The organism is Streptomyces fradiae (genome assembly GCF_041270065.1).
Classification (GTDB): Bacteria; Actinomycetota; Actinomycetes; order Streptomycetales; family Streptomycetaceae; genus Streptomyces.
Window position 1 is genome coordinate 1,077,745 of record NZ_CP065958.1, and the last position, 24,514, is coordinate 1,102,258.

A 24,514-nucleotide genomic window follows, 5' to 3' on the forward strand; every position below is an offset into this window, starting at 1 on the left:
TGGACGAAGCGGCGGCCCGGCCGCCGCTCTATCGGAGACGGGTGAGATGGAGACAACGCTGCGAGGCGTCGGCGTCAGCCACGGGGTGGCGATCGGCGAGGTCCGGCACATGGGCACGGCGGTCCTGGAGCCGCCGGCCAAGCAGATCGGCGCCGACGAGGCGGAGCGCGAACAGGGGCGCGCCCGTCAGGCCGTCGAGGCCGTGGCCGCGGACCTTAATGCGCGCGGCAATCTGGCCGGTGGCGAGGCCCAGGCGGTCCTCGAGGCGCAGGCGATGATCGCGCAGGACCCGGAGCTGATGGCCGATGTGGACCGCCGGGTCGCGGTGGGCAGCACGGCCGAGCGGGCCATCTTCGACGCGTTCTCGCACTACCGGGAGCTGCTCGCGGGTGCCGGTGAGTACATGGCCGGCCGGGTGGCCGACCTGGACGACGTGCGGAACCGGATCGTGGCGCGGCTGCTGGGTGTGCCGATGCCGGGTGTGCCGGACAGCGACGAGCCGTATGTGCTGATCGCCCGGGACCTGGCGCCGGCGGACACGGCGCTCCTCGACCCGGCCCTGGTGCTCGGCTTCGTGACCGAGGAGGGCGGGCCGACCAGCCACAGCGCGATCCTGGCGCGTGCGCTCGGCGTGCCGGCCGTGGTCGCGCTGCCCGGTGCGGGTGAGCTGGCCGAGGGCACGGTCATCGCGGTGGACGGTTCCACGGGCGAGATCTTCGTGGACCCGAGCGAGGAGAAGAAGGCGGCGCTGACCAAGGCCGCCGAGGAGCGGAAGGCGGCGCTGTCGGCTTCCAGTGGTCCGGGGGCGACCTCGGACGGGCACAAGGTGCCGCTGCTCGCGAACGTCGGTGGTCCGGCGGACGTGCCGGCGGCGGTCGAGGCCGGTGCCGAGGGCGTGGGTCTGTTCCGTACCGAGTTCCTGTTCCTGGACGACAGTGCCAAGGCGCCGTCGGAGGAGAAGCAGGTCGAGGCGTACCGCAAGGTGCTCGAGGCCTTCCCCGAGGGCCGGGTGGTCGTGCGGGTGCTCGACGCGGGTGCGGACAAGCCGCTGGACTTCCTGACGCCGGCCGACGAGCCGAACCCGGCGCTCGGCGTGCGGGGTCTGCGGACGCTGCTCGACCACCCGGAGGTGCTGCGGACGCAGCTGACGGCGCTGGCGAAGGCCGCCGAGGGTCTGCCGGTGTATCTGGAGGTCATGGCGCCGATGGTGGCCGACCGCACGGATGCGAAGGCGTTCGCCGACGCGTGCCGTGAGGCGGGGCTGCGGGCCAAGTTCGGTGCGATGGTGGAGATTCCGTCCGCCGCGCTCCGGGCGCGTTCGATCCTGCAGGAGGTCGAGTTCCTGTCGCTGGGCACGAACGACCTGGCGCAGTACACGTTCGCCGCCGACCGTCAGGTGGGTGCGGTGTCGCGGCTGCAGGATCCGTGGCAGCCGGCGCTGCTCGACCTGGTGGCGCTGTCGGCCGAGTCGGCCAAGGCCGAGGGCAAGAGCTGTGGTGTCTGCGGTGAGGCCGCGGCGGACCCGCTGCTCGCGTGTGTGCTGACGGGTCTGGGGGTTACCTCCCTGTCGATGGGTGCGGCGTCGATCCCGTATGTGCGGGCGACGCTGGCGAAGTACACGCTGGCGCAGTGCGAGCGTGCGGCGTCCGCGGCGCGTGCCGCGGACACGGCGCACGACGCGCGGATCGCCGCGCAGGCCGTGCTGTCCGGGGAGTAACCGGACAGCAGTCAAGTCGAAGGGGTCTTCCCGCCGTTCGTGGCGGGGAGGCCCCTTCGGCGTCAGTGGGGGTGGGGGTGGGGGTCGTCGGTGGGTCCGAGGGGGAAGCCGGCGCGGTAGTCGACGTGGGGTTCGGGGGCGATGGGGTCGCCGGTGCGGGCGTCGGTGCAGTAGGCGTCGAAGACCTCGGCCTCGGTGAGCGGGTTGAGGCGGCCGTCCTGGAGGCGCCAGCCGTGGAGTCGGTCGGGGGCGCCGGGGGTGGTGGTGCGCAGGACGAGGCCGCCCGGGCTGCCGAGGGCGATGCCGGCGGCGAGGACGCTCAAGAACTCGGCGCCTTCGGCGGTGTCGAGGCGGGCGGGTCCGGTGGCGTCACGGGTGGTGTGGAGGGCGGCGATGAGCTGGTCGTCCTCGGCGGGGACGCTGCACACGAGGTGGTGGGTGCCGGGTCCGGCACCGTCGAGGAGACGGAGCAGGAGGTGGGAGGCGCGGTCGAAGGAGGCCCGTCCGATGTCCTGGCCGCAGTCGGCGCAGGGTCCGGCGTCGGTGAGGAGCATCGTGGCGTACTCCCAGGTGGCGTGGCGGACGGCGGTGTCGACGAGGGTGGGTACGAGGGTCGTGAGGGGTTGGCCGGTGTAGGTGACGCGGGGGCCGGTGGCGGCGCGTTCGGCGGTGTAGGCGGCGCGGCTGGCGGGGTGGTCGGGGTCGCGGCCGGTGGCGGCGCAGTGTTCGGCGTAGTCCTCGGGGTCGAAGAGGGCGACGGAGGTGTGGCCGCCGCGGGCGTGGAGGGTTTTGAGCAGGGCTTCGGCGTGGGCGAGGTAGCGGCGGTGGTCGTCGAAGGCGAAGCTCGGGTACTGCCGCATGGCGGTGAAGTCCTCCTGGTCGGCGAGGAGGGCGACGGTGCCGGCGGTTTCGCGGCGCAGGGCGCGGCGGAGGGCCGCGCTGGTGGTGCGGCTGGTGGTGCTGTCGGTGGTGCGGTTGTTCGTGCGGTCGGTGGTGCGGCGGTCGGTCATGGGTCCCCCTGGGTGCGGTGCTGTCGCCGTTGCGACTGACTACTCACTCACCGTAACCGTGGGCACTGACAGTGACGCCTGGGCGGGCTTGGTGACGCGGTCGCGGATCAGGCGGTGCTGGGCGGCTCCGGCGCCGACGAGGGCCAGACCGAGGACGGGCCAGGCCAGGGGCCCCGCGGTCATGACGGCGGTGACGAGGAGGGGACCGGCGAAGCGCTGGGTGGACTGGGCGAGTCCGTGGACGCCGAGGTAGGCGCCCTGGGCGTCGGCGGGAGCGAGGGCGACGGAGAGTTCCCAGGAGGCGGTGGCGTGGATGATCTCGGCGAAGGTGAGGGCGATGACGGCGACGGCGAGGGCGCCGATCGCGAGGGCCCGGCCGCCGGCGGCGGAGGCGGCGAGGGCGAGGGTGCCGACGACGAAGAGGCCGCAGAGCGGGACGATCAGCCGGCGGGCGGCCGGGGTGTTGGCGCCGAAGCGGGCGAGGGGGACCTGGAAGAGGACGACGAGGACGGTGTTGAGGACGAGGAGCAGCGGGGCGAGGCCGACGGGGGCGGCGGTGGCGTGGACGATCCAGAGGGGGACGGCGACCTGGAGGATCGTGTCGTCGAGGAAGAGGGCGGCGTCGGTGGCGGTGTAGCCGAGGAAGGTGCGGTCGCGCCAGGGGTTGGCGCGGCGGGGTGCGGGGGCGCCGGCGGTCTTGCCGTCCTGGGCGGCGGAGACGGCGGCGACGTGGGCGGGGGCCGGGGGTTCGGCGCAGCGCAGGGTGAGGGCGGCGATGACGGCGTAGGAGAGGACGTTGCCGACGAGGAGCAGCGGGTAGGCGTGGACGCTGCCGGTGGCGAGGGCTGCGGCGGCGCCGAGGCCGCCGATGGACCAGCCGATGTTGACGGTGGTGCGCTGGATGGCCTGGTAGCGGACGCGTTCGGGTCCGGCGAGGCGGGCGGCGTAGAGCTTGATGAGGACGCTGCCGGCCCGGTCGGGGAGGGCGCCGAGGGCGGAGTAGAGGGTGAGCAGGAGGAAGTCGTCGGTGGTGAGGAGGGCGAGGAGGGCGACGGCGCGCATCAGCTGGGCGGCGGCGATGACGCGGACGAGGGGGAAGCGGTCGGCGAGCCGGCCGGCGAGGGGTGCGCCGGCGATGCCGACGCCGCCGGAGACGGTCATGAGGAGGCCGACCTGGCCGAGGCCGAGTCCGGAGACGTAGGTGAAGTAGAGCGCGGTGCAGCCGGCCCAGAGGCCGGTGCCGGTCTTGTCGATGATGCTGACGATCAGCATGCGGCGGCCGTCGCGGCCGCCGGGTATGCGGTCGAGCACGGTGCGGTGCCATGGAGTCGGGCGGCTCACTCGGTTCCCCCTTGACGCGAGTTATGTATTGATACATAGTTCAGTACGTGGCAACACAATATTCGATCAGTGGGACGACGGCCAAGGGGATTGCCGCGTCCGTCGAGCGCGGGGTCTCCGAGGGCGAGCTCGCGCCGGGCGACGCGCTGCCGCCCGTACGCCGGCTCGCGGACGAGCTCGGCGTCAGCCCGGGCACGGTGGCGACCGCGTACAAGGAACTCCGGCGGCGCGGCCTTGTGGTGACGCGCGGGCGCGGCGGCACGGTCGTCGCGGAAGCCCCCTCGGTGGCCTCGCGCCGGCCGCCGCGCGTGCCCGAAGGCCTGGTGGACCTGGCCGGCGGGCACCCGGACCCCGCGTTCCTGCCGGTGCTGCATCCGCCGGCCGAGGTGCGCCCGGTGTTCGGCTCGCACCGGGCCGCGCCCCGGCTCGCCGGCCTGGAGGAGCTGACCCGCGCCTGGTACGCGCGGGACGGCGTCCCGGCGGAGCGGGTGAGCTTCGCGCACGGGGCGCTCGACTGCATCGCCCGGCTGCTCTCGGTGGAACTCCGCCCCGGCGACGCGGTCGCGGTCGAGGACCCCGGCTTCCACCATCTCCTCGATCTGGTCCCGGCCCTGGGGCTGCGCATGGTGCCGGTGGCCGTGGACCGCGAGGGGATCACCCCGGACGCGTTGCGCACGGCGCTCAGGGCCGGGGTGCGGGCGGTGGTGTGCACCCCGCGCGCCCAGAACCCGACCGGGGCGTCCCTCTCCCCCGCCCGGCGCGATGCGCTGGTCGAGCTGCTGCGGGAGTTCCCCGAGGTCCTGGTCGTCGAGGACGACTACACGGCCGAGCTCTCGGGCCCGGCCGCGCCCACCCTGGCCGCCGCCGGGCTCGACCGCTGGGCTCAGGTCCGCACGGTCTCCAAGCGCCTCGGCGTCGACCTGCGCTGGGCCGGAGTCGCGGGCGATCCGGTGACCATCGCCCGGCACGACGGGCGGATGCTGATGACCTCCGGCTGGGTCAGCCATGTCCTGCAGGAGACGGTCGCCGGGCTGCTCACCGATCAGGCGACGGTCCGGCTGGTGGCGGCCGGCGAGGTGGCGTACGCGGAACGGCGCGGGGCGCTGGCCGGCGCGCTCCGCACGTACGGCATCCGGAGCGCCGAGGGCACCGGGATGAACCTGTGGGTGCCGGTGCGCGACGAGTCGGCGGTGGTGAACGGGCTGCGGACGCAGGGCTGGTGGGTGGCGGCCGGTGCCCGGTTCCGGATCGCGGCGCCCACCGGCGTACGGATCACGACTGCCGCGCTCGACCCGGCGGACGCGGAGCGGCTCGCGGCGGACTTCGCCGGCGTGCTCGGCGACGCGCAGGCGACGTACGGCGGTTAGCGGACGGTCGGCGAACGGTGGGCGGAAAACGCGGGAGGGCCCCGTGCACCGGCATGGTGCGCGGGGCCCTCCCCTCATGGGTCCGGGGGCTACTTGCGGGTGCGGGCCAGCTCCTCGTAGAAGCGCAGCAGGTCGAGGTTGTCGACCGAGCCCGGGTTGACCGCCTTGGCCATCGGGGTGCCCTGGAGGAGGCGCTTGACCGGGACCTCGATGCGCTTGCCGGTCAGGGTGTGCGGGACGCCGGGGACCTCGATGATGACGTCGGGCACGTGGCGCGGGGAGAGTTCGGCGCGGATCGTGCTCTTGATGCGCCCGATCAGCTCCTCGTCCAGGGTGGCGCCGTCGGCGAGGTGCACGAACAGCGGCATCCAGTAGCCGCCGTCCGGCTCCTCCAGGCCGATGACGAGGGACTCGCGGATCTCCGGGAGCCGTTCCACCGCCTCGTAGATATCGGCGCTACCCATACGGACGCCCTGGCGGTTCAGGGTGGAGTCGGAGCGGCCGTGGATGATCACCGAGCCGTGGTCGGTGATCGTGATCCAGTCGCCGTGCCGCCAGACGCCGGGGAACATCTCGAAGTAGCTGTCGCGGTAGCGGCTGCCGTCGGGGTCGTTCCAGAAGCGGATCGGCATGGACGGCATCGGATTGGTGACGACGAGCTCGCCGACCTCGCCGATCAGCGGCTTGCCCGAGGGGTCCCAGGACTGCAGGTCGGTGCCGAGGCAGGCGGCCTGGAGCTCGCCGATGTGCACCGGGAGGGTGGGGACGGCGCCGGCGAAGCAGGAGCAGACGTCGGTGCCGCCGCTGACGGACGCGATCCACAGGTCCTCACGGACCTCGTCGTGCAGCCAGCGGAAGCCGTCGGGCGGCAGCGGGGAGCCGGTGGTGGCCACGCACTTCACCTTCGACAGGTCGAAGTCCCGGCCGGGGTGCACACCGGCCTTGGCGCAGGCCATGACGTACGCGGCGGAGGTGCCGTACAGGGTGGCGCCGGTGCGCTCGGCGACCCGCCACTGGGCGCCGGTGTCCGGGTAGCCCGGGCTGCCGTCGTACAGCACCACGGTGGTGCCGGTGAGCAGGCCGGAGACGAGGAAGTTCCACATCATCCAGCCGGTGGAGGTGTACCAGAAGAACACGTCCTCGGGGCCGAGGTCGCAGTGCAGGCCCAGCTGCTTGACGTGCTCGATCAGGATGCCGCCCTGGGACTGGACGATCGCCTTGGGCAGGCCGGTGGTGCCGGAGGAGTACAGGACCCACAGCGGGTGGTCGAAGGGCACGTGCGCGAAGACCGGCGCGGTGTCGGCGGCGGTGAGCGCGGACCACTCCAGGGCGCCCTCGGGGGCCGCGGTGCCGAGCAGCGGGATGTGCACGACGGCGCGCAGCGTGGGCAGTTCGGCGCGCAGCTCGGCGACGGTGTCGCGGCGGTCGTGCTCCTTGCCGCCGTAGCGGTAGCCGTCGACGGTGAAGAGGACGACGGGCTCGACCTGCTGGAAGCGGTCGAGGACGCTGCGGGCGCCGAAGTCGGGGGCGCAGGAGGTCCACACGGCGCCGACGGCGGCGGTGGCGAGGAGGGCGACGACGGCCTCGGGGATGTTGGGCAGGTAGCCGCTGATCCGGTCGCCGGGCTCGACGCCGAGGCGGCGCAGCTCGGCGGCGAGCGAGCCGACCTGGCGGCGCAGCTCGGCCCAGGTGATCGGGCGCGGCTCGTGGGTCTCGTCGACGTGCAGCAGCGCGGTGTCGTCGGGACGCTCGTCGGCGGCGCGCAGCGCGTGCTCGGCGTAGTTGAGGGTGGCGCCCGGGAACCAGGCGGCGCCGGGCATCGAGCGATCACCGAGGACGTGCTCGTACGGGGTGGCGAAGCGGAGGTCGAACCACTCGGCGACGGCCGCCCAGAAGCCCTCCAGGTCCTCGACGGACCAGCGGTGCAGGGCCGGGTAGCCGCCCTCGGCGGGCGCTCCGTGGCGCTCGGCCGCCCAGGCCTGGAAGCGGGTGACGGCGGCCGCGGCGACGCGGTCCTCGTCGGGCTGCCACAGCGGCTCGGTCTGCGATGTCATGTGGGTCGGCTCCCTGGCTGTACGCGGGTCTGCGTGTGTCGCGCGCACGTGCGGGGTGTGCGCGTGACGCGGCTGACAGGGACGATGCCATGTGATCCTCTTTCGCACCAGGGTCCCCTGCCCATGGTCCGGTAGCTGAATATGTGCTCCCACCACGGGTGAACGGCAGTTGAACGGGGCTCGCACGGCCCGGCGCGGATGGCAGGCTGAGCTGCATGGACGGTCGTGGGCTGGTGCGCTCGGTGCGGGTGATGGGTTCGGTGCAGGGGTTGCGGGGGGTGCGTGCGGCGTGGCGGCAGCGGCGGACGGACGCGCGGGCGCTGCCGCGCCGGGGGGCGGAGCGGGCGCGGGTGCCGGGGCCGGTGGACGGGGTGGAGCCGGCGCCGGGCGGCGGGACCGTCCGGTTCGCCCGCTCGGAGCTGCGGATCTCGGTGTCGGCGGGCGGCACGGTGTTCTGGGGCTGGGACGGGGCCGGTCCGCTGCCCTCGTACGGTCTGGCCGGGGAGCCGCCGGAGCCGGACCCGCGGGCCGTTCTGGAGCCGGACACGGACGGCGGCTGGCGGGTGGTGTCGGAGCGGGTGACGGTCGCGGTGTCCCGGCACGGGGCGGTGGAGGTGCGCACACCGGGTGGGGTGGTGCTGCGCCGTGACCTGCCGCCGCGCTGGTGGGAGCCGGTGCGCGACGGGACGGCGGAGGCGGGTGCCGCGCGCTGGGTGCAGCGCAGTGAGGTGCCGGCCGACGCGCGGTTCTTCGGGCTGGGCGGGCGGGCGGCGGGGCCGCGGCTGCGGGACGGCTCGTACCGGCTGTGGAACACCGACCCCAAGGCGCCCTTCGGCCCGGCGGAGGACCCGCTGTACATCACCATGCCGGTGCAGCTGGTGGTGGCGGACGCGGGCACCCATCTGACGTTCTACGACAACTCCTGGGACGGGCGTGTGGTGCTCGCCGAGGGCGAGGAGGGCGCCGGTTCCGGCCATGACCGGCCCGGCACCAGCGAGGTGCGGATGGACGGCGGCCCGCTGCGCTGCTGGGTGGTGGTCGGCACCCCCGCGCGCGTGCTGCACGGCTGGGCGGCGCTCACCGGCGCGCCCGCGCTGCCGCCGTCCTGGGCGCTCGGCCCGCAGCACGCCCGCTGGGGCTTCGGCAGCGAGCGCGAGGTGCGGCGGGTGGTCGACGGCTACCGGGACCACGGCCTTCCGCTGTCCGTGCTGCACCTCGACATCGACCACTACGACGGACACCGGGTGTTCACGGTGGACCGGGAGCGCTTCCCCGACCTGCCGGGGCTCGCCGACGAGCTGCGCGAGCGGGGCGTGCGGCTGGTGTCGATCGTCGACCCCGCGGTGAAGGCGGAGCCGGGCGAGCCGGTGTACGAGGCGGGGCGGGCCGCCGGGGCGTTCGTCCGGGACGACCGGGGCGAGGAGGTCCACGGGGTGGTGTGGCCCGGGGAGTGCGTCTATCCGGACTTCACCGATCCGGCGGTGCGGGAGTGGTGGGGCGCGCTGTACGAGGAGCGCCTGAAGCAGGGCTTCTCCGGGGTGTGGCACGACATGAACGAGCCGGTGTCCTTCGCCGCGTTCGGCGACCGGACGCTGCCGCGCTCGGCCCGGCACCGCCTGGAGGGCCGCGGCGGCGACCACCGCGAGGCGCACAACGTCTACGGCCTGACGATGGCCCGCGCGGGATACGAGGGGCTGCGCCGGCTGCGGCCCGAGGAGCGGCCCTTCCTCTTCTCGCGGTCGGGCTGGGCGGGCATGCAGCGGTACGGCGGGACCTGGTCCGGCGACGTGTCGACCGGGTGGCCGGGGCTGCGCGCCTCGCTGGCGCTCGTGCTCGGCCTGGGGCTGTGCGGGGTGCCGTACTCGGGGCCGGACGTGGGCGGTTTCGACGGGAGCCCGTCGCCTGAGCTGTTCCTGCGCTGGTACCAGCTGGGGGCCTGGCTGCCGCTCTTCCGTACCCACGCGGCGATCGACGCGGGGCGGCGCGAGCCGTGGGAGTTCGGCCCGGACGTCCTCGCGCACGCGCGCGTGGCGCTGGCCGAGCGCGAGCGGATGCGGCCGTACTTCGTCACCCTGTCGCGGCTCGCGCGGATGACCGGCGCGCCCTATGTGCGGCCGCTGTGGTGGGGGACGCCGGAGGACCGGGCGCTGCGGGACTGCGAGGACGCCTTCCTGCTCGGCGACTCGCTGCTGGTCGCGCCGGTGCTGTCCCGGGGCACGGACCGGCGGGCGGTACGGCTGCCGCGCGGCCGCTGGTACGACACGGCGACCGGCGAGGCGTACGAGGGCCCCGGGCAGGTGCTCCTCGACGCACCGCTCTCACGGATCCCGGTGCTCGCCCGCGCGGGCGCGGTCCTCCCGGTGCGCGGCGAGGACGGCGAGGACCTGGTCCTGGAGGTGTGGGCCCCGGCCCCGGGCCGCACCGGCGGCGGCCTGGTGGTCCGCGACACCGGCGACGGCTGGGAGCCGGGCGAGATCGAGCGCTACCAGTCCCGCCTGGTGGACGGCCGGGTGGTGGTGGAGCGGGTCACGGACGACGGCGTGACGGAGCCGGACCTGCCGGTGCGGGTGCGGGGGCTGGGGGCGTAGGCACCCCGGCGGGGGCGGTGCCGGGGCCCGGGCGCGGTTGCCCGGCCCGGCCTCCTCCGGGTCCCGCCGGCCGCGGCCGGCGCCGGCCGGGCCGCCGACCCTCCCGCGTAATCCCGCCCCCTTACCCGTACACCCCCGCGAAGAAGCGTCGTACCGCCTCCGTATGCAGGGGGAAGGCCAGTTCCTCCGGGGCGTGGAGGAGGTGGTGGCCGCTGGTCTCGTCCGTCGGGGTCGACGGCGGGAGGGCGGCGGCGGGGCGGGGCGGGAGGAGACCGAAGAGGAGGAGGTGGCCGGCCGGGGAGCTGAGGGCGTCGGCGAGGCGGACGTCCTCGGCGGCGGCCTCGATGCCGGTCTCCTCGCGCAGTTCGCGGACCACGGCCGCCTGCCAGTCCTCGGCGAAGTCGATGAAGCCGCCGGGCAGGGCGACCCGGCCGGCCTGGGGCGGGATGGTGCGGGTGATGACGAGCAGGGCGGTGCCGTCGGGGTGGGTGACGGGCAGCAGGGCGACGGCGACCGGGAGCGGGTTGCGGTAGGCGGTGGTGCCGCAGTCGGGGCAGGTGCGGGGCCAGCCGGCGTCGGCCGGGTAGCGGGCGCCGCAGGAGGAGCAGTGCGAGTGCGGTGCGGGGGCGGACGCGGAGCCGGAGTCGGGGTCTGAGACGGAGTCGGTCACGCGGCCGACCGTACGCGATCACCCTTTCCCGGCGCTGCCGTTACTGATAGACGGTGCGCATGACAGGACTGAAGCGACTGACAGGACTCGCCTCCGCTCTCCGTACCCTCGGCGCGCTCGCCGCCGCCGGGCTGCTCGCGGCCACCGCCGCGGCCCCCTCCGCCAGTGCCGCCCCCGAGCCGAAGGCCCCGAAGGAGTTCGTGGCGCTCGACCGGGTGGACCCGACGATCCTTCAGGAGATGCGCTACACCACCGCCCACAACTTCGTGGGCGAGCGGATCGACGGCTACCACCAGCCGGTGTGCATCCTGACCCGGCCGGCCGCCGAGGCCTTGCACCGGGCGCAGACGAAGCTGCTCGCGCGCGGCTACACCCTGAAGGTGTACGACTGCTACCGGCCGCAGCGGGCCGTGGACCACTTCGTGCGCTGGGCGAAGGACCTGGACGACGAGCGGATGAAGCAGGAGTTCTATCCGCTGGTGGAGAAGGACCGGCTGTTCGCGGACGGGTACATCGCGGAGAAGTCGGGGCACAGCCGGGGTTCGACGGTGGATGTGACGGTGGTGCCGCTGCCGGCCGCGCCGACCCGCCCGCACGTGCCGGTGCCGGGCGAGCCCCAGGTGCCGTGCTTCGCGCCGCAGGACCAGCGCTTCCCCGACAACTCCCTCGACATGGGAACCGGCTTCGACTGCTTCGACACCCTCTCCCACACCGACGATCCGCGGATCACGGGCGTCCAGCGGGCCAACCGGGACCTGCTGCGAAGCTCGCTCGCCGAGCAGGGCTTCGTCAACCTGCCCGAGGAGTGGTGGCACTTCACCTTCAAGCCGGAGCCGTTCCCGTCGACCTTCTTCGACTTCCCGGTGGCACGTCGGTCCGTGACCGTGGCACACTTCTGACGCTTCGTCAGATTACGTGGAGCGGGCGGCGGGAGGGGCCGGGAGATGGCACGGACGCGCAAGCCGGTGGTGGCCGGCTGGTTCACCGAGCACACCGAACACACCGAACACACCGGAGAATCCGGAGAATCCGGGGAGGGCGGCTTCCGGCTCCTCGGGACCCGTTGCACCGCCTGTTCCTCCGTGTTCTTCCCGCGCGTGGACGACTGGTGCCGCAACCCCGGCTGCCCCGGCGGCGGCGAACTGGCCGAGACGCCGCTGTCCCGGCGCGGCCGGATCTGGTCGTACACCGACGGGCGCTACCGGCCGCCCGCGCCGTACGTCTCCGACCCGGACGCGCCCTGGGAGCCGTACACCCTGGTCGCGGTCGAGCTGGCGGCGGAGGCCATGGTCGTCCTCGGGCAGGCGGCGCCGGGGGTGCGCACGGCGGATCTGGCGGTCGGCGCCGAGGTCGAGCTCGTGCCGGGGGTGCTGAACGAGGACGACGAGCACATCTGGACCACCTGGCACTGGCGGCCCGTCGCCGCCGCCGGATCCCCGGAGGCCCGCGCATGAACGACATCGCCGTCCTCGGAGCCGGAATGCACCCCTGGGGCAAGTGGGGCCGGAGTTTCGTCTCGTACGGTGTGGCGGCCGCCCGGGCCGCGCTCGCCGACGCCGGGCTCGACTGGCGGGACATCGGCTCGATCGTCGGCGCGGACACCGTGCGCGGCGGCTACCCCGGCTACGTGGCGGGCGCGACCTTCGCGCAGGCGCTCGGGTGGCAGGGCGCGCGGGTCAGCAGCGTCTACGCGGCCTGCGCCTCGGGCGCCCAGGCCATCAACACCGCACGGGCGCAGATTCTCGCCGGCCTTGCGGACGTGGTCCTGGTGGTGGGCGCGGACGCGGCGCCGAAGGGCTTCTTCGCACCGGCCGGCGGGGACCGGCCGGACGATCCGGACTGGCTGCGCTTCCGGGTGCTCGGGGCGACCAACCCGGCCTACTTCGGGCTCTACGCGCGCCGCCGGATGGCCCTGTACGGGGACACGCCCGAGGACTTCGCCCTGGTCAAGGTGAAGAACGCGGCGGCGGGCGCGCTCAATCCGCTGGCCCGCTACCGCACGCCGGTGACGGCGGAGGAGGTGGCGGCCTCGGCCGTGGTCGCCGATCCGCTGCGGCTGCTCGACATCTGCGCGACCTCCGACGGCGGCGCCGCGCTCGTCCTGTCGGGCATGGACTTCGCCCGGCGGCACGGGCACCCCGATCCGGTCCGGATCCGGGCGGTGTCGACCGTGACCCCGACCTATCCGAAGGCGGTCCTGGACCTGCCCGACATCGCGACCGACTCGGCCGTCTCCGTCTCCCCGGCGCCGCTCTCCTTCCGGGCGTCGATCGCCCGCGCCGCGTACGAGGAGGCCGGGTTCGGGCCCGGCGACCTGTCGCTCGCCGAGGTGTACGACCTGTCCACCGCCCTGGAGCTGGAGTGGTACGAGGACATCGGCCTGTGCGCGCCGGGCGAGGGCGCCAAGCTGGTACGGGACGGGGTCACCGCGCTCGGCGGGCGCGTCCCGGTCAACCCGAGCGGCGGGCTCGCCTCGTTCGGCGAGGCGGTGCCGGCGCAGGCCATCGCGCAGGTCTGCGAGCTGACCCGGCAGCTGCGCGGCGAGGCCGGCGACCGGCAGGTGCCGGGCGCGCGGGCCGGGATCACCGCCAACCAGGGCCTGTTCGGGCACGGTTCGGCGGTGGTGGCGGTGCGCTGAGCACAGCGCACCCGCCCCCCTCAGGGCGCGAGCGCCTTCGGCGCGTCCGCGAGCACGAGCGCGTGCTCGACGACCGCGACCAGGACGTTCTTCACCGACTCCCGGTCGCGGGCGTCGCACATCACCAGCTCGACCTCGGGGTCGAGGTCGAGCGCGCCCCGGACCGTCTCCGCCGGGTAACGGCGGGCGCCCTCGAAGCAGTTGACGGCGACCGTGAACGGGATGCCGCGCCGCTCGAAGTAGTCGATGGCGGCGAAGCTGTCCTCCAGGCGCCGGGTGTCGGCGAGCACGACCGCGCCCAGGGCGCCCTGCGCGAGCTCGTCCCAGAGGAACCAGAAGCGGTCCTGGCCGGGCGTGCCGAAGAGGTAGAGGACCAGGTCCTCGCGCAGCGTGATCCGGCCGAAGTCCATGGCGACGGTGGTGGTCGACTTGGCCTCCACGCCGTGCAGGTCGTCGACCGGCCGGCCCGCCTCGCTCAGGATCTCCTCGGTGCGCAGCGGCCGGATCTCGCTGACCGCGCCCACCAGAGTGGTCTTGCCGACCCCGAATCCGCCCGCGACGAGGATCTTCAGCGTGACCGGCTCGACCGGCGGCTGCTGGCGGGTGGAGCTAGAGCGCCCGAAGGCCATTGATCACCTCGCGAAGGATGCTCACGTCCGGCAGTTCGGCCGGCGGAACGGGGCGGGTCACGTGCACGAGCTCGTCGTCGACGAGGTCGCCGACCAGCACCCGTACCACCCCTACGGGCAGGTCGAGGGCGGCGGCGAGTTCGGCGATCGACTGCGGCTGCTCGGCGCAGCGTTCGACGATCTCCACGTGCTCGGGGGACAGCGTCTGGTCACGTCCCGGGTCGTCGGCGGCCGGGTCGAGCACCACGAGCGCGATCAGGTCGAGCCGGTGGCGGGTCGCGGCGCTGGTGCGGCCGCGGGTCATGGCGTACGGGCGGACCACCGGGCCCGCCTCGTCGTCGAACCAGCGGGCGACCGGCTCCTCGCGGGACTGGTCGGTGTCTGCGTCGGTCATGCCGTCCCCCCTCTCCTCATCCTCCGGCGGTCAGTCCGGACCGGGGGGCCGTGGCGAGGTGCGCGCCGACCCGCTTGACCATCAGGGTCATCTCGTACGCGACCTGGCCGACGTCCGAGTCGGCGTCGGCGAGCACGGCGAGGCAACTGCCGTCGCCGGCGGCGGTGACGAAGAGGAAGGCGTCCTCCAGCTCGACCACGGTCTGCCGGACGCGGCCCGCCTCGAAGTGGCGGCCGACGCCCTTGGCGAGGCTGTGGAAGCCGGAGGCGACGGCGGCGAGGTGCTCGCCGTCCTCGCGGGTGAGGTCCTGCGAGGCGCCGGTGGCCAGACCGTCGCTGGAGAGCACCAGGGCCTTGCGGATGGAGCCGACGCGCTGGACCAGTTCGTCGAGGAGCCAGTTCAGCTCCCCGTTGCCGTGGGCGGAGCTGTGGGCTGCGGCGTTCGGTGCGGTCATCGACCGTCCCCCTCGGGTGTCGTTCCTGGTGCTGTCGTTCCGGGTGCTGTGGTTCCGGGTGCGGTCGTGTCGGCTGCGGTCGTGTCGGGTGCGGTCGTTCGGGCGTTCTGCCGGCGGCCGCGCTGCCAGCCGCGCTGCATCGAGGCCATGCGGCTGCGCACCTCCTCGGCGTCCCGCTCGAAGGAGTCGGTGCGGCCGGCGGGCGCCGGGCCGGCCTGGCGGGCCGGCCGGTCGTCGGCGCGGTCCCCGGTGCGGTCGCCGGTGTCGCGCAGTTGGGGCGCGAGGCTGGCCTGCCGGACCCGGCGGGGCAGTCCGGCGAAGGGGGCGGGGCCGTCGTCCTCGGCGACGGGCACCGGCACGGGTACGGGCACGAGGGTGGGCGCGGGGCGGACCCGGGCCAGTTCCATCGTGTCGTCGGGCCGGGTGCCGGCGGAGTCGTCGTCGGCCGGGCCGCCGGCCGGGTGGGCGCGGCCGTCCTCGTCGAGGCGGCGGCCGTGGTCGACGACGAGGGTCGGCGGGCGGCGGCGCGGCAGCGGTACGGGACGGGCGGGGGTGCCGTCGGCGGCGCGGCCGCCGGAGTGCTCCGGGGTCTGCTGGTGCTGCTCGCCGCGGCGGCGGTGCTCGCGGGCCCGGAACAGGCCGCCGCGCTCGCTTTCGGTGTCGAGCAGGTCGTCCGCGCCGCCGAGCAGGGCGCCGAAGCCCTCGGCGCCGAGCGGGGCCTCGAGTTCGACGGGGCCGTCGAGGAGCGGGGCGGCGGGTTCGAGGGCCGGGTCGGGGACCTTGGTGAGGGCGGGGCGGCGGGACGGCAGGCCGTCCGGGCCGGTGCCGCCGGTGCGGTCGAGGGTGCTGCGGTCGAGGGTGCCGCCGGGTGTGCGGTCGGGGGTCTTGCGGTCCAGGCGGAAGCCGGCGCCCTGGGTCTCGGGGGCGTCGGTGAGCAGCGCGGCCGGGATGAAGACGACCGCGGTGGTGCCACCGTACGGCGAGGGCTGGAGCGAGACGCGGACGTTCTGGCGCTGGGCGAGGCGGCTGACGACGAACAGGCCGAGCCGGTCGGTGTCGGACAGCTCGAACTCGGGGGTCTCGGCGAGCCGGAGGTTGGCGTCGAGCAGGGCGTCGGGATTGATGCCGAGGCCGCGGTCGTGGATCTCCAGGGTGAAGCCGTTGGCGACGCGCTCGCCGAGCACCTGGACGGCGGTGTGCGGGGGCGAGAACACGGTGGCGTTCTCGAGGAGTTCGGCGATGAGGTGGGTGAGGTCGGCGACGGCGGGGCCGCCGACGCCGAGCCGGGGCAGCCGGCGGACCTCGATGCGCTCGTAGTCCTCGACCTCGGCGACGGCGGCGCGGACCACGTCCATCAGCTGGACGGGCTTGCGCCACTGGCGTGAGGGGGCGGCGCCGGAGAGGATCACGAGGCCCTCGGCGTGCCGGCGCATACGGGTGGTGAGGTGGTCGAGCCGGAAGAGGTCGGCGAGTTCCTCGGTGTCCTCGGTGCGGCGCTCCATGGTGTCGAGCAGGGTGAGCTGGCGGTGCAGCAGGACCTGGTTGCGGCGGGCGAGGTTGACGAACACCTCGGAGACGCCGCGGCGCATGTCGGCCTGCTTGACGGCGGCCTCGACGGCGGCGCGCTGGAGGGTGTTGAGGGCCTGGCCGACCTGGCCGACCTCGTCGTCCTCGTACCGCAGGTGGGGCACCTCGGTCTCGACGTCGACGTGTTCGCCGGCGGCGAGCCGGCGCATGACGCTGGGCAGCCGGACGCCGGAGACCTCCTGGGCCTCCTTGCGCAGCCGGCGCAGGTCGCGGACGAGGTCGCGGCCGATGCGGACGGAGACGATGACGGAGACGAGGAGGGCGACGAAGCCGAGGACGCCGGCGACGCCCGCCTTGAGGAGGACGCTGTACGCGGCGGGCTGGACGCGCTCCTGGTAGCGGTCGCCGGCCGCGTAGTTGTCGCGGGCGAGGCTGTCGAGGACGGGTCCGGACTGCTCCTGCCAGCGTTCGGCGGTGACGGAGTGCGGGCGGTCGGTGGCGCCCTCGGTGATGAAGGCCTCCTCCGCCTTGCGCAGCGGGGCGGTGTCGGCACCGGACCAGTACTTCTCGAAGCGGTCGCGCTCGGTTCCGGGCAGCACTTCGAGGCTGGTCTCGTAGAGCAGCTTGCGGCCGGCGACGAGGTCGGTGACCAGGCGCGCCTCCTCGCCGGTGACGCGTTCGGCGATGAGCGCGGAGGCGATGACGGCGTCCTCGCGGGAGAGGAGTTCGCGGGCGCGGGTGACGCCGACGAGGGCGCGGCCCTGCTTGTCCATCTCGACGTTCTCCAGGGCGTGGAGCGTCATGAGGAAGCCGTAGCAGGGGTCGACGAGCCGGTTGTAGAACTCCAGGGCCTGCATGCGGCCGATACTGCGGTTCTCCACGGAGCGGCGCAGCGAGGAGAGGCCTTCGAGAGCGGTGAGGAAGGAGTCGAGCCGCTGACCGGTGACAGGGTTCATGTCGGCTCGCACGCCGCTGTCGGCGGCGTTGCGGCGGATCAGCTCGATCTGCCGGTCGGTGGCCTCGCGTTGTTCGCGCAGCCGGGTCTGGGCGTCGGCGGCGCGCGGGTCGGCGAGGTAGATCAGGGACTGGCGGCGTTCCTTCTGGATGACGCGGGCCGTGTCCTCGATCGGATAGCCGATCTTCTCGACGATGTAGCCGACGTCGAGGAGCTGGCGTGCCTCACGCCCGGTGAGGACGGTCGCGAACCCCCACAGTCCGGTGAGGGAGACGAGCGGCACGAGCAACAGAGCCACGATCTTCCTGCGGATGGACTTCCCGCGAAAGCGCATGGCCTCCCCCAGCTCGGCCTCCGCGGCCACGGAGGTCCCTCACGTCGTCACGCCCGGCGTCAACTCGTGGCGTCAACCTTCATCTTCAACAAACCGCGCGCGAGCCTACTACTGCATCACAGCCATCTCGAAGACGTGTCCGGACGATTTTCAGCCGGTCGAGTGAGCGTTGATCATGAGATGTCCCGGTATTCGGGGAGTTGAGTTCCGGCAGTGTGGCGTAGGACACCTGACAACGGGACAATTCCGGGCTCCGGGCAGATGGCTGGAACTTTTCGTTCCGGAAGCGGGTGAAGGGGACCCCGGCGAAACCTTTTCCCCCACGCGTACGTCATTCTGTACCGGGGGGGGTTGTGTCCGCGTAAAGCGACCCAAGACGGGCAGCAGTCACCCTGGAGACATCCGTGGTGGGGAGTGAGGGCGCGATGGGCCACGAGGCGCGGCCGGTGCGGCAGTTGTGGGTGGAGGACGACCGGGGCCGGAACCGGCTACCGGATCCGGTGCGCACCGCCGCGGTGCGCGCGGTGCTCCTCACCTCGGTGACGCTGATACAGGCGATGGTCGCCTTCTTCTGTTCGGTGACCGGCTCCTGGCTCGCCTTCCCGCTGACCGTGTCGAGCGTCGCCAGCACGGTCGTCGCCACGTGGAGCGTCCTGGACGTGTGGGTGACCCGTCAGGTCTGGCGCCAGCGCAACGGGGTCGTGTCGGAGCCGAGCAGCGTGGCGCGCCAGGCGCGGCGCGAGCGGCGCCGCGAGGAGCGGGCCGCCCGCTCTGAGGCGAAGAAGAGCGCGAGCGTGAAGAAGTCGGCGAGGGCGACGAAGACCGCGCGTGCGGAGAAGACCGCGAGCGTGAAGAAGGGTGAGCGGGTGGCGGGCGGGGAGCCGGCCGCGGAGCGCGCCGCCGAGGACGGCCGGGTGCTCACCGACGCCGCCTGAGCGGCGCACGAGAACGGCCGACGGCCCGGCTCCCCTTCGGGGGATGCCGGGCCGTCGTGCGTCCGGGGGCTCTACTGCTCGGCGTCGGGCGCCGGCTGCTCCGCCGGTGTACGGCGGAACACCCGGGTCGCCGTGATCTCGCCGTGGATCGTCTCGCCCTCGGTGCGCTGCTGCGGCAGACCCGGCCGCAGGTGCTCCTCCACGCTGATGTACTTCAGACCGGCCCGCAGGTCCGCGTCGTTGCGCAGCCGGATCACCAGCGGGAACTCGGCGAGCGCGGTCGTGTCGAACAGACCGGTCGTGTAGAGCAGCTGGACGCCGAGCGCGTCCGACACCGCCCGCTGGAGTTCGAGGAGATACGTGGCGTTGGCGCGGCCGATCGGGTTGTCCAGGAACAGGGTGCCGGCGTGCCGGTGCTTGTCGCGGCCCCGGTCGTTGGAGCGCAACGCGGCCATCGTGCAGTAGAGGGCGATGGCGGCGGTGAGCAGCTGGCCGCCGGAGAAGACGTCGCCCATCTGTCCGACGGGGACGCGCTCGGCGCGCAGCACCGCGTCCGGCTTGAGGATCTCCACGGCGATGCCCTTGGGTTCCAGGGCGGCCTGGACGCCGCGAAGCAGCAGGGACATGCCGTCCCGGCGCAGGTCGGAGTTCTTCTTGACGGCGGCGCGGGTGGCCTCGTCGATGACCTCGCCGAGCCGCTCGGTGAGCGTGGCCTGGTCGGGCTCCTCGAAGCGGATCCGCAGGAACTCCTGGCCCGACCACTCCCCCAGGCCCTCGGGCAGCCGGGACAGGCGCTGGGCGGAGCGCAGCGTGGTGAGCGCCGACTCCACCAGGCCGCGCAGCCGGTCCACGATCGAGTCGCGGTTGCGCTCCAGCTGCGCCAGTTCGTCGGTGAGCACCCGAAGGCGCGGTGCGAAGGCCTCGGCCCACTTGGCGGCGTGCTCGGGCAGCGCGGCGGCGGGCAGTTCGCGGATCTGCTGCCGGGCCGGGGTGCGGACCTGCTCGAAGCGGGTCGCGTTGGCATGCCGTACGAGGATGTCGCCGGCCTCGCGGACGGCGGCGTCCGCGGCGGACAGGTCGGCGGCGCAGCCGCGCAGCGAACGGCGGGCCTCCGCCGCCGAGGTACGGGCCTCGGCCAGCGGGCCCGGGTACGGCTCGGGCTCCTCCTGCTCCTCCTCCGCGTGGTCGCGGAGCAGGTCGCGCAGCAGGGCGGCGGTCTCGTCGAAGCCGCCGGCGGCGTCCTCGGCGGCCCGGTGGGCCTGGAGCAGGCCGGTGTGCGCGGCGCGCGCGGCCTCCAGGGCGTCGGTGCGGGCGGCGAGTTCGGTGGTGGCTCCGCGCAGCAGGGTCTGGGCGTGCTCGGCGTCGGCCGGGACGAGCTCCTCGGGCAGCTCGGTGTGCGCCTCGCCGTCCTCGGGGGCGAGCCGCTCGGCCTCGCCGCGCAGCCGGCCCAGCTTCTCGCTGGCCTCGGAGGCACGGGTCTCCAGCTTCTGCACCAGCGCCTCAGCGCGGGCCGCGGCGGCCTGGCGGGACGGGCCGTCGGCGCCGTCGGTGGACTCCAGGAGCTGCTCGGCGCGGGTGCGGACCTTGTTGGTGAGCCGGTCGAGCTCGGCGAGGGCGGCGGACTCGTCGCTCTCGGCGCGGGCCTGCTCGGCGCGCAGGTCGGCGCCGACGCCGACCTTCTCGTACACCTGGGAGGCGGCCCGGTAGGCCTCGCGGAGGGTGGGGAGCGCGGCGCGCGGGGCGTCGGCGTCCTCCTCGGGGAGGTTCTCGGGGGCGCCGGCGATCTCGGCGCGCTCCGCCCGCAGCGCGCGGGCGGTGCGGTGGGCGTCGTCGGCGGCGCGCTGCGCGGCGCGGCGGTCCTCGTCGGCGGCGCGGGCGCGCTCCAGGCAGGTCTGGGCGCGGGCCTCGGACTCGGTGGCCTCATCGGCGAGTTCGCGGAGCTTGGCCTGCCAGGCGGAACGCTCGCGGAGCCGGAAGGCGAGTCCGGCCAGCGCGTCGGCGGCGCGGCGGGCGCGCTGGGCGGCCTCCTGGCGTTCGTCGCGGACCCGGGTGGCGTCGGCGGCGGCCTCGTCGGCCTCGGCCCGTACCGTACGGGCTTCGGCGAGGGTGGCGTCGGCGGTCTCGGCGGCGGTGCGGGCGGCGGCGGCAACGGAGGCCAGCTCGGTGAGCATGCCGGGCGGGCAGTCGGCGCGCCAGGCGCCGATCCGAGCGGCGAGCGAGCGGTCGCCGGTGAGCCGGGCGGCGAGGGTGCGGATCTCCTCGTCGCGGGCGGCGGCGCGGGCGCGCAGCGTCTGGCGCTCCTCGTCGGCGGCGTGCTCGTCGTGCATGGCCGGGTTCGGCGGGACGAGGAAGACGTCCGTCTCCTGGCCGGTCTCCGGCGCGGGTACGGGGGCGAGCAGCGCGGCGGCGGTACCGACGGCGACGGTGGAGCGGGGCAGCAGCGCGGCGCCGCCGAGGACTTCGCGGGCCCGGCTGTACGAGACGGGGTCGGTGATCACGACGCCGTCGACGAGCTCGGGGCGGGCGGCGAGGACGGCGGCGTGGTCGGCCGGGTCGACGGCCTGGGCGAGATAGCGCCAGCCGGGGAGGGCCGGGATGCCGTGCTCGCCGAGGTACTCGACGGTGGCGAGGACGTCGGGGCCGGGCGGCAGCAGACCGCCGTCGCCGAGGGCGCCGAGGATGCGGTTGTCGTCGGCGGCGGCGGTGCGCAGGTCGAAGAGCTGGCGCTCGGCGGAGGCGATCGACTGGTCGAGCAGGCCGCGGAGTTCGTCGGCGTAGCGGTCGAAGTCGGTGACGGTGAGGGGGCCGTGGGCGCGGTCGGCGGGGCGGGCCGGGTCGGCGGCGGCGGGCGCCGGGGCCGTGGCGTCGGTGGCCCGCTGGCCGGGCAGCGGCGCGGCGGGGGCGTCGGGCAGGCTCAGCAGCTCGGCCAGGCGCGGGTCGGCGGCCAGGGACTCGGCGGCGCGGCGCTCGGCGTCGTAGGCGTTCTCGGCGGCCTCGGCCGCGTCGGCGGCGCGGGCGGCGGCGAGTTCGGCGCGGGACTCGGCGGCGGCGGCTTCGCGGGCCCGCTCGGTGGCGCTGCGGGCGGCCTCGCGGGCGGTGTCCCAGGCGGCGACGGTGGTCTTCTCGGCGTCGCTGGCGGCGAGCGCGGCGCGGGCCGGGTCGGCGTCGGGCGCGGTGTCGTCGAGCCAGCCTGCCCGGACGGCCTCGGCGGTCTCCTGCTCGACCTCGGCGAGCCGCTGGCGCAGATGTCCGGCCTCGCTGCGGGCGCGCTGGGCGTCGGTGGCGGCGGCGGTGGCGTCGCGGTGGGCGGCCTCGCCGGTCTCCTGGAGGGCGGCGGAACGCTCCTCCTCCTCGGCCGCCTCCCGCTCCCCCTCCTCGGCGGCGGAGGCCAGCGCCCGTACGAGATCGGCGGCGGCCTTGGCACGCGCGGCGAGCGCCGGGGCGGCGTCCCGCTCGGCCTCGCGGATGGCGGCGGCGACGCGGGCGGAACGGTCGCTCGCGGCGCGGTGGCGCAGCACGGACTCGGCGGCCTGCCAGGCGGAGTGCAGGGTGCGGGCGTCGGTGAGCTCGCGGCGCTGGGCGGCGGCGCCCTTCTCGGCGGCGGTGAGCGCCAGCGAGGCGTGCCGGTAGGCGAGTTCGGCGGCGACGAGGGCGCTGCGGCCGCGCGCGGTCTCGGCCTCGGAGACGGCGTGGGCGGCCTCGGTGACCTGCTGGGCGAGTTCGGCGGTCCGGCCGCGCTCCAGGGCGGCGCGGGCGGAGAGCCGGCGGGCCAGGGTGCGGGTGCGGCGCTCGGCGCCGGCGTGCACGTCGCGGGCCCGGGCACGGGTGCCGGCGGCCTCGACGATGCGGCCGAGGAGGTCGACGGAGCCGGCGGTGAAGTCGCGTTCGGCGGTGAGTTCGGCGCGCCGGCCGAGCTTGTTGCCGAAGCCGCTGACCAGGTCGGCGAGGCCGTCGGTGTCGCGGGTGTCGGTGACGGCGCGCAGGAGCAGGTCGGTGAAGTCGGAGTCCTTCTTGACCGCGAAGAGGCCGGCGGCCTCGCCCTCGTCGGCGTTCATCTCGCGCTGGTAGCGGAAGAGTTCGGGGTCGAGGCCGAGGTCGCCGAGGTGCTCGTTCCAGCGGTCGTGGATCTCCTCCCAGTACACCTCCAGGTGCGGGTAGGCCTTGCCCGCCTCGGTGAGGGCATCGCGGAAGCCCTTCATGGTGCGGCGGCGGCCGGTGGCGCCGGAGGCGCCCTCGGCGGCGGGGCGCACGGAGGTGGCCTCGGCGACCGGCAGGTTGTCCAGGCTGAGGCCGGGGCCGGGGCGGAAGGAGTACCAGGCCTCGGCGAACTTCCGCGGGTCGTTGGAGACCTGGCGGCCGCGCCACTCGCTGACCTTGCCGACGACGACCAGCTCGCCGGTGAGGGTGTGCTGCCACTCCAGGGCGACATGGCCGCAGTCGTCGGCGAGCAGGAACTTGCGCAGCACGCCGGAGCTGGCGCCGCCGAGGGTGTTGCGGTGGCCCGGAAGCATCACCGAGAAGATCAGCTTGAGCAGGACGGACTTGCCGCCTCCGTTCTCCAGGAAGAGCACGCCGGCGGGGGCGGGGCGGCGCGGCGGGCCGACCGGCTCCTCCTCGAAGAACTCCGCCTGGGTGGGCGCGGGGTGGGGCACCGGCTCGCCGACCCCGCGCAGGTCCAGGACGGTGTCGGCGTAGCGGGCACCGGCCGGTCCGATGGAGTAGAGGCGGACCCGGGACAGCTCGTACATTGCGGCGGACTCTCGTCGTGTCGTTCGTGGCGTGCGGGATCGGGGGATCGGGTGGGGCTCAGCCGTGGAAGGGCAGGCCGGCGTCGGCCGCGATCTCCAGGTCGTCGCCCTCGGGCGGCGGCAGGAGGGTCGCGGAGCCGTCGCTGACGGGGACGACGCCCAGGTCGAGGAGCTCGGCGAGGGCGGCGCTGCCGGCCATGTCGCGGACCTGGAGCTGGTAACGGGCGGTGGTGCGATAGGAACCGCCGGACTCGTCGCCGGTGCGCTGCAGGAAGCCGGAGTCGGTGAGGAAGGCGACGGCCTTCCCGACGATGCCGGTGGTCGAGCCGGCCAGGCGGCGGGCGTCCTTCGTTGCGCCGGTGGAGCTGCGCCGGGCGTAGATCCGCCAGGCGGCCTCCAGGCCGGGGGCGTCGGTGGCCGGGTCGGTGTTCTCCCCGTCCTGCTCGGCGCGCTCCTCCAGGCGGCGGCAGGCCTGGCGTACGAAGGCGTCGACACCGTTGACGGTGAGCCGGCCGATGTAGCCGTCGTCGGCGAGGTCCTCGGGGCGCGGGAAGGCCATGGCGGCGACCGCGAGGTGGGCGAGGCCGTGCAGGAACCGGTCGGCGGAGTCGGTGGAGGCGCGGCGCGCGTAGTCGCCCATGCGGACCGCGAAGACGGAGTCCTCGCCGGCCGTCACGGCCATCCCGGCCCGCGGCGACACCTCCAGGACCACCAGGCCGAGGCCGGTGGCGACGGCGTCGGCGAGCCGTGCGAACGCGGGGTCCTCCCGGTACCGCCGCAGCAGTTCCGCGTACTCGTGGTCCCGGGCGGGCAGCAGCTTCGGCTGCAGCCCGAAGGAGACGAGCCGGGCGGCGTCGGCCGCGTCGGCCGGGGTCAGCGCGGCGGGCGCGGCCGGCGTCCGGGGTGCCTCCGGCTCGCTCCACGCGTCGGCGTGCTCGACGTGGTGTTCGCTCACGGCTGGGGCTCCTCGGTGCGGCGGTTCGGTGACGCGGGGTCGGTGGGGGCGGGGCGGTCGTACGCGGCGGGGGTGGCCGGGACGGTCGGGGCGGGATCTGCTGGCGCGGGGCCGGTCGGCGCGGAGTCCACTCGCGGGGGGACGGTCGGCGCGGGGCCAGCCGGCCCGGAGTCCGCAGGCGCGGTAGCGGTCGACTCG

Annotated in this window: 17 protein-coding genes; 7 read left to right on the forward strand and 10 right to left on the reverse strand. The window is 74.8% G+C overall.

The window, feature by feature from the left end:
• The first annotated feature begins 46 nt into the window (after positions 1 to 46).
• Positions 47 to 1,717 carry a phosphoenolpyruvate--protein phosphotransferase gene (gene ptsP / locus JAO84_RS04810; protein WP_265867053.1) on the forward strand — a complete coding sequence of 557 codons (1,671 nt, stop codon included), beginning with the start codon at positions 47 to 49 and terminating at the stop codon, positions 1,715 to 1,717.
• Between the two features lie 62 nt (positions 1,718 to 1,779).
• Here the strand turns inward: ptsP and JAO84_RS04815 are convergent, their stop codons facing one another.
• Together JAO84_RS04815 and JAO84_RS04820 are read right to left on the reverse strand one after the other, a co-directional pair.
• Entirely contained in the window at positions 1,780 to 2,727 is a 948-nt protein-coding gene (locus JAO84_RS04815; RefSeq protein WP_370410698.1) for a hypothetical protein, read from the reverse strand.
• A 39-nt stretch (positions 2,728 to 2,766) separates the two neighbouring features.
• Positions 2,767 to 4,068 carry an MFS transporter gene (locus JAO84_RS04820; protein WP_370410700.1) on the reverse strand — a complete coding sequence of 434 codons (1,302 nt, stop codon included), beginning with the start codon at positions 4,066 to 4,068 and terminating at the stop codon, positions 2,767 to 2,769.
• Between the two features lie 47 nt (positions 4,069 to 4,115).
• Between JAO84_RS04820 and JAO84_RS04825 the strand changes: the two genes are divergently transcribed.
• Positions 4,116 to 5,435 (forward strand): aminotransferase class I/II-fold pyridoxal phosphate-dependent enzyme, encoded by a 1,320-nt coding sequence (locus JAO84_RS04825; protein ID WP_370410702.1) that lies wholly within the window; start codon positions 4,116 to 4,118, stop codon positions 5,433 to 5,435.
• Between the two features lie 89 nt (positions 5,436 to 5,524).
• Here the strand turns inward: JAO84_RS04825 and JAO84_RS04830 are convergent, their stop codons facing one another.
• Positions 5,525 to 7,489, reverse strand: coding sequence for an acetoacetate--CoA ligase (locus JAO84_RS04830; RefSeq protein WP_370410704.1), 1,965 nt, complete (start codon positions 7,487 to 7,489; stop codon positions 5,525 to 5,527).
• A 215-nt stretch (positions 7,490 to 7,704) separates the two neighbouring features.
• Between JAO84_RS04830 and JAO84_RS04835 the strand changes: the two genes are divergently transcribed.
• Complete coding sequence (locus tag JAO84_RS04835) at positions 7,705 to 10,077, forward strand: glycoside hydrolase family 31 protein (protein WP_370410706.1); 2,373 nt, start codon at positions 7,705 to 7,707, stop codon at positions 10,075 to 10,077.
• 121 nt (positions 10,078 to 10,198) lie between these two features.
• Here JAO84_RS04835 and JAO84_RS04840 read toward each other — a convergent pair whose 3' ends face one another.
• Positions 10,199 to 10,747, reverse strand: a complete 549-nt coding sequence (locus tag JAO84_RS04840) for an NUDIX domain-containing protein (protein ID WP_265867058.1) — start codon at positions 10,745 to 10,747, stop codon at positions 10,199 to 10,201.
• Between the two features lie 59 nt (positions 10,748 to 10,806).
• Between JAO84_RS04840 and JAO84_RS04845 the strand changes: the two genes are divergently transcribed.
• From JAO84_RS04845 to JAO84_RS04855, 3 genes are read left to right on the forward strand one after another with little or no spacing between them, the layout of a single operon-like run.
• Complete coding sequence (locus JAO84_RS04845; protein WP_370410708.1) at positions 10,807 to 11,646, forward strand: M15 family metallopeptidase; 840 nt, start codon at positions 10,807 to 10,809, stop codon at positions 11,644 to 11,646.
• A 45-nt stretch (positions 11,647 to 11,691) separates the two neighbouring features.
• Positions 11,692 to 12,201 (forward strand): Zn-ribbon domain-containing OB-fold protein, encoded by a 510-nt coding sequence (locus JAO84_RS04850; protein ID WP_265867059.1) that lies wholly within the window; start codon positions 11,692 to 11,694, stop codon positions 12,199 to 12,201.
• Complete coding sequence (locus JAO84_RS04855; protein ID WP_370410711.1) at positions 12,198 to 13,385, forward strand: lipid-transfer protein; 1,188 nt, start codon at positions 12,198 to 12,200, stop codon at positions 13,383 to 13,385. The genes JAO84_RS04850 and JAO84_RS04855 overlap by 4 nt, the downstream gene beginning before the upstream one ends.
• A 20-nt stretch (positions 13,386 to 13,405) precedes the next feature.
• On the opposite strand, the gene JAO84_RS04860 is transcribed toward JAO84_RS04855, so the two are convergent.
• Genes JAO84_RS04860 through JAO84_RS04875 form a run of 4 tightly spaced genes read right to left on the reverse strand, consistent with a single transcriptional unit; the run spans position 13,406 to position 17,678 of the window.
• The gene (locus JAO84_RS04860) at positions 13,406 to 14,014 is read right to left on the reverse strand and encodes an ATP/GTP-binding protein (RefSeq protein ID WP_265867061.1); all 609 of its coding nucleotides are present in this window, start codon (positions 14,012 to 14,014) and stop codon (positions 13,406 to 13,408) included.
• Positions 13,995 to 14,408, reverse strand: coding sequence for a DUF742 domain-containing protein (locus JAO84_RS04865; RefSeq protein ID WP_265867062.1), 414 nt, complete (start codon positions 14,406 to 14,408; stop codon positions 13,995 to 13,997). Before JAO84_RS04865 ends, JAO84_RS04860 begins: the two co-directional genes overlap by 20 nt.
• A gap of 16 nt (positions 14,409 to 14,424) precedes the next feature.
• Entirely contained in the window at positions 14,425 to 14,862 is a 438-nt protein-coding gene (locus tag JAO84_RS04870) for a roadblock/LC7 domain-containing protein (protein WP_265867063.1), read from the reverse strand.
• The gene (locus tag JAO84_RS04875; RefSeq protein WP_370416661.1) at positions 14,859 to 17,678 is read right to left on the reverse strand and encodes a nitrate- and nitrite sensing domain-containing protein; all 2,820 of its coding nucleotides are present in this window, start codon (positions 17,676 to 17,678) and stop codon (positions 14,859 to 14,861) included. The genes JAO84_RS04870 and JAO84_RS04875 overlap by 4 nt, the downstream gene beginning before the upstream one ends.
• 425 nt (positions 17,679 to 18,103) lie before the next feature.
• On the opposite strand from JAO84_RS04875, the gene JAO84_RS04880 reads away from it, so the two are divergent.
• A complete protein-coding gene (locus tag JAO84_RS04880) occupies positions 18,104 to 18,613 on the forward strand; it encodes a hypothetical protein (protein WP_370416662.1) in 510 nt (169 codons plus the stop codon).
• A gap of 71 nt (positions 18,614 to 18,684) precedes the next feature.
• On the opposite strand, the gene JAO84_RS04885 is transcribed toward JAO84_RS04880, so the two are convergent.
• The gene (locus JAO84_RS04885; RefSeq protein WP_370410714.1) at positions 18,685 to 23,361 is read right to left on the reverse strand and encodes a hypothetical protein; all 4,677 of its coding nucleotides are present in this window, start codon (positions 23,359 to 23,361) and stop codon (positions 18,685 to 18,687) included.
• A 58-nt stretch (positions 23,362 to 23,419) separates the two neighbouring features.
• Entirely contained in the window at positions 23,420 to 24,316 is an 897-nt protein-coding gene (locus JAO84_RS04890) for a hypothetical protein (protein ID WP_370410716.1), read from the reverse strand.
• Positions 24,317 to 24,514: the final 198 nt, after the last annotated feature.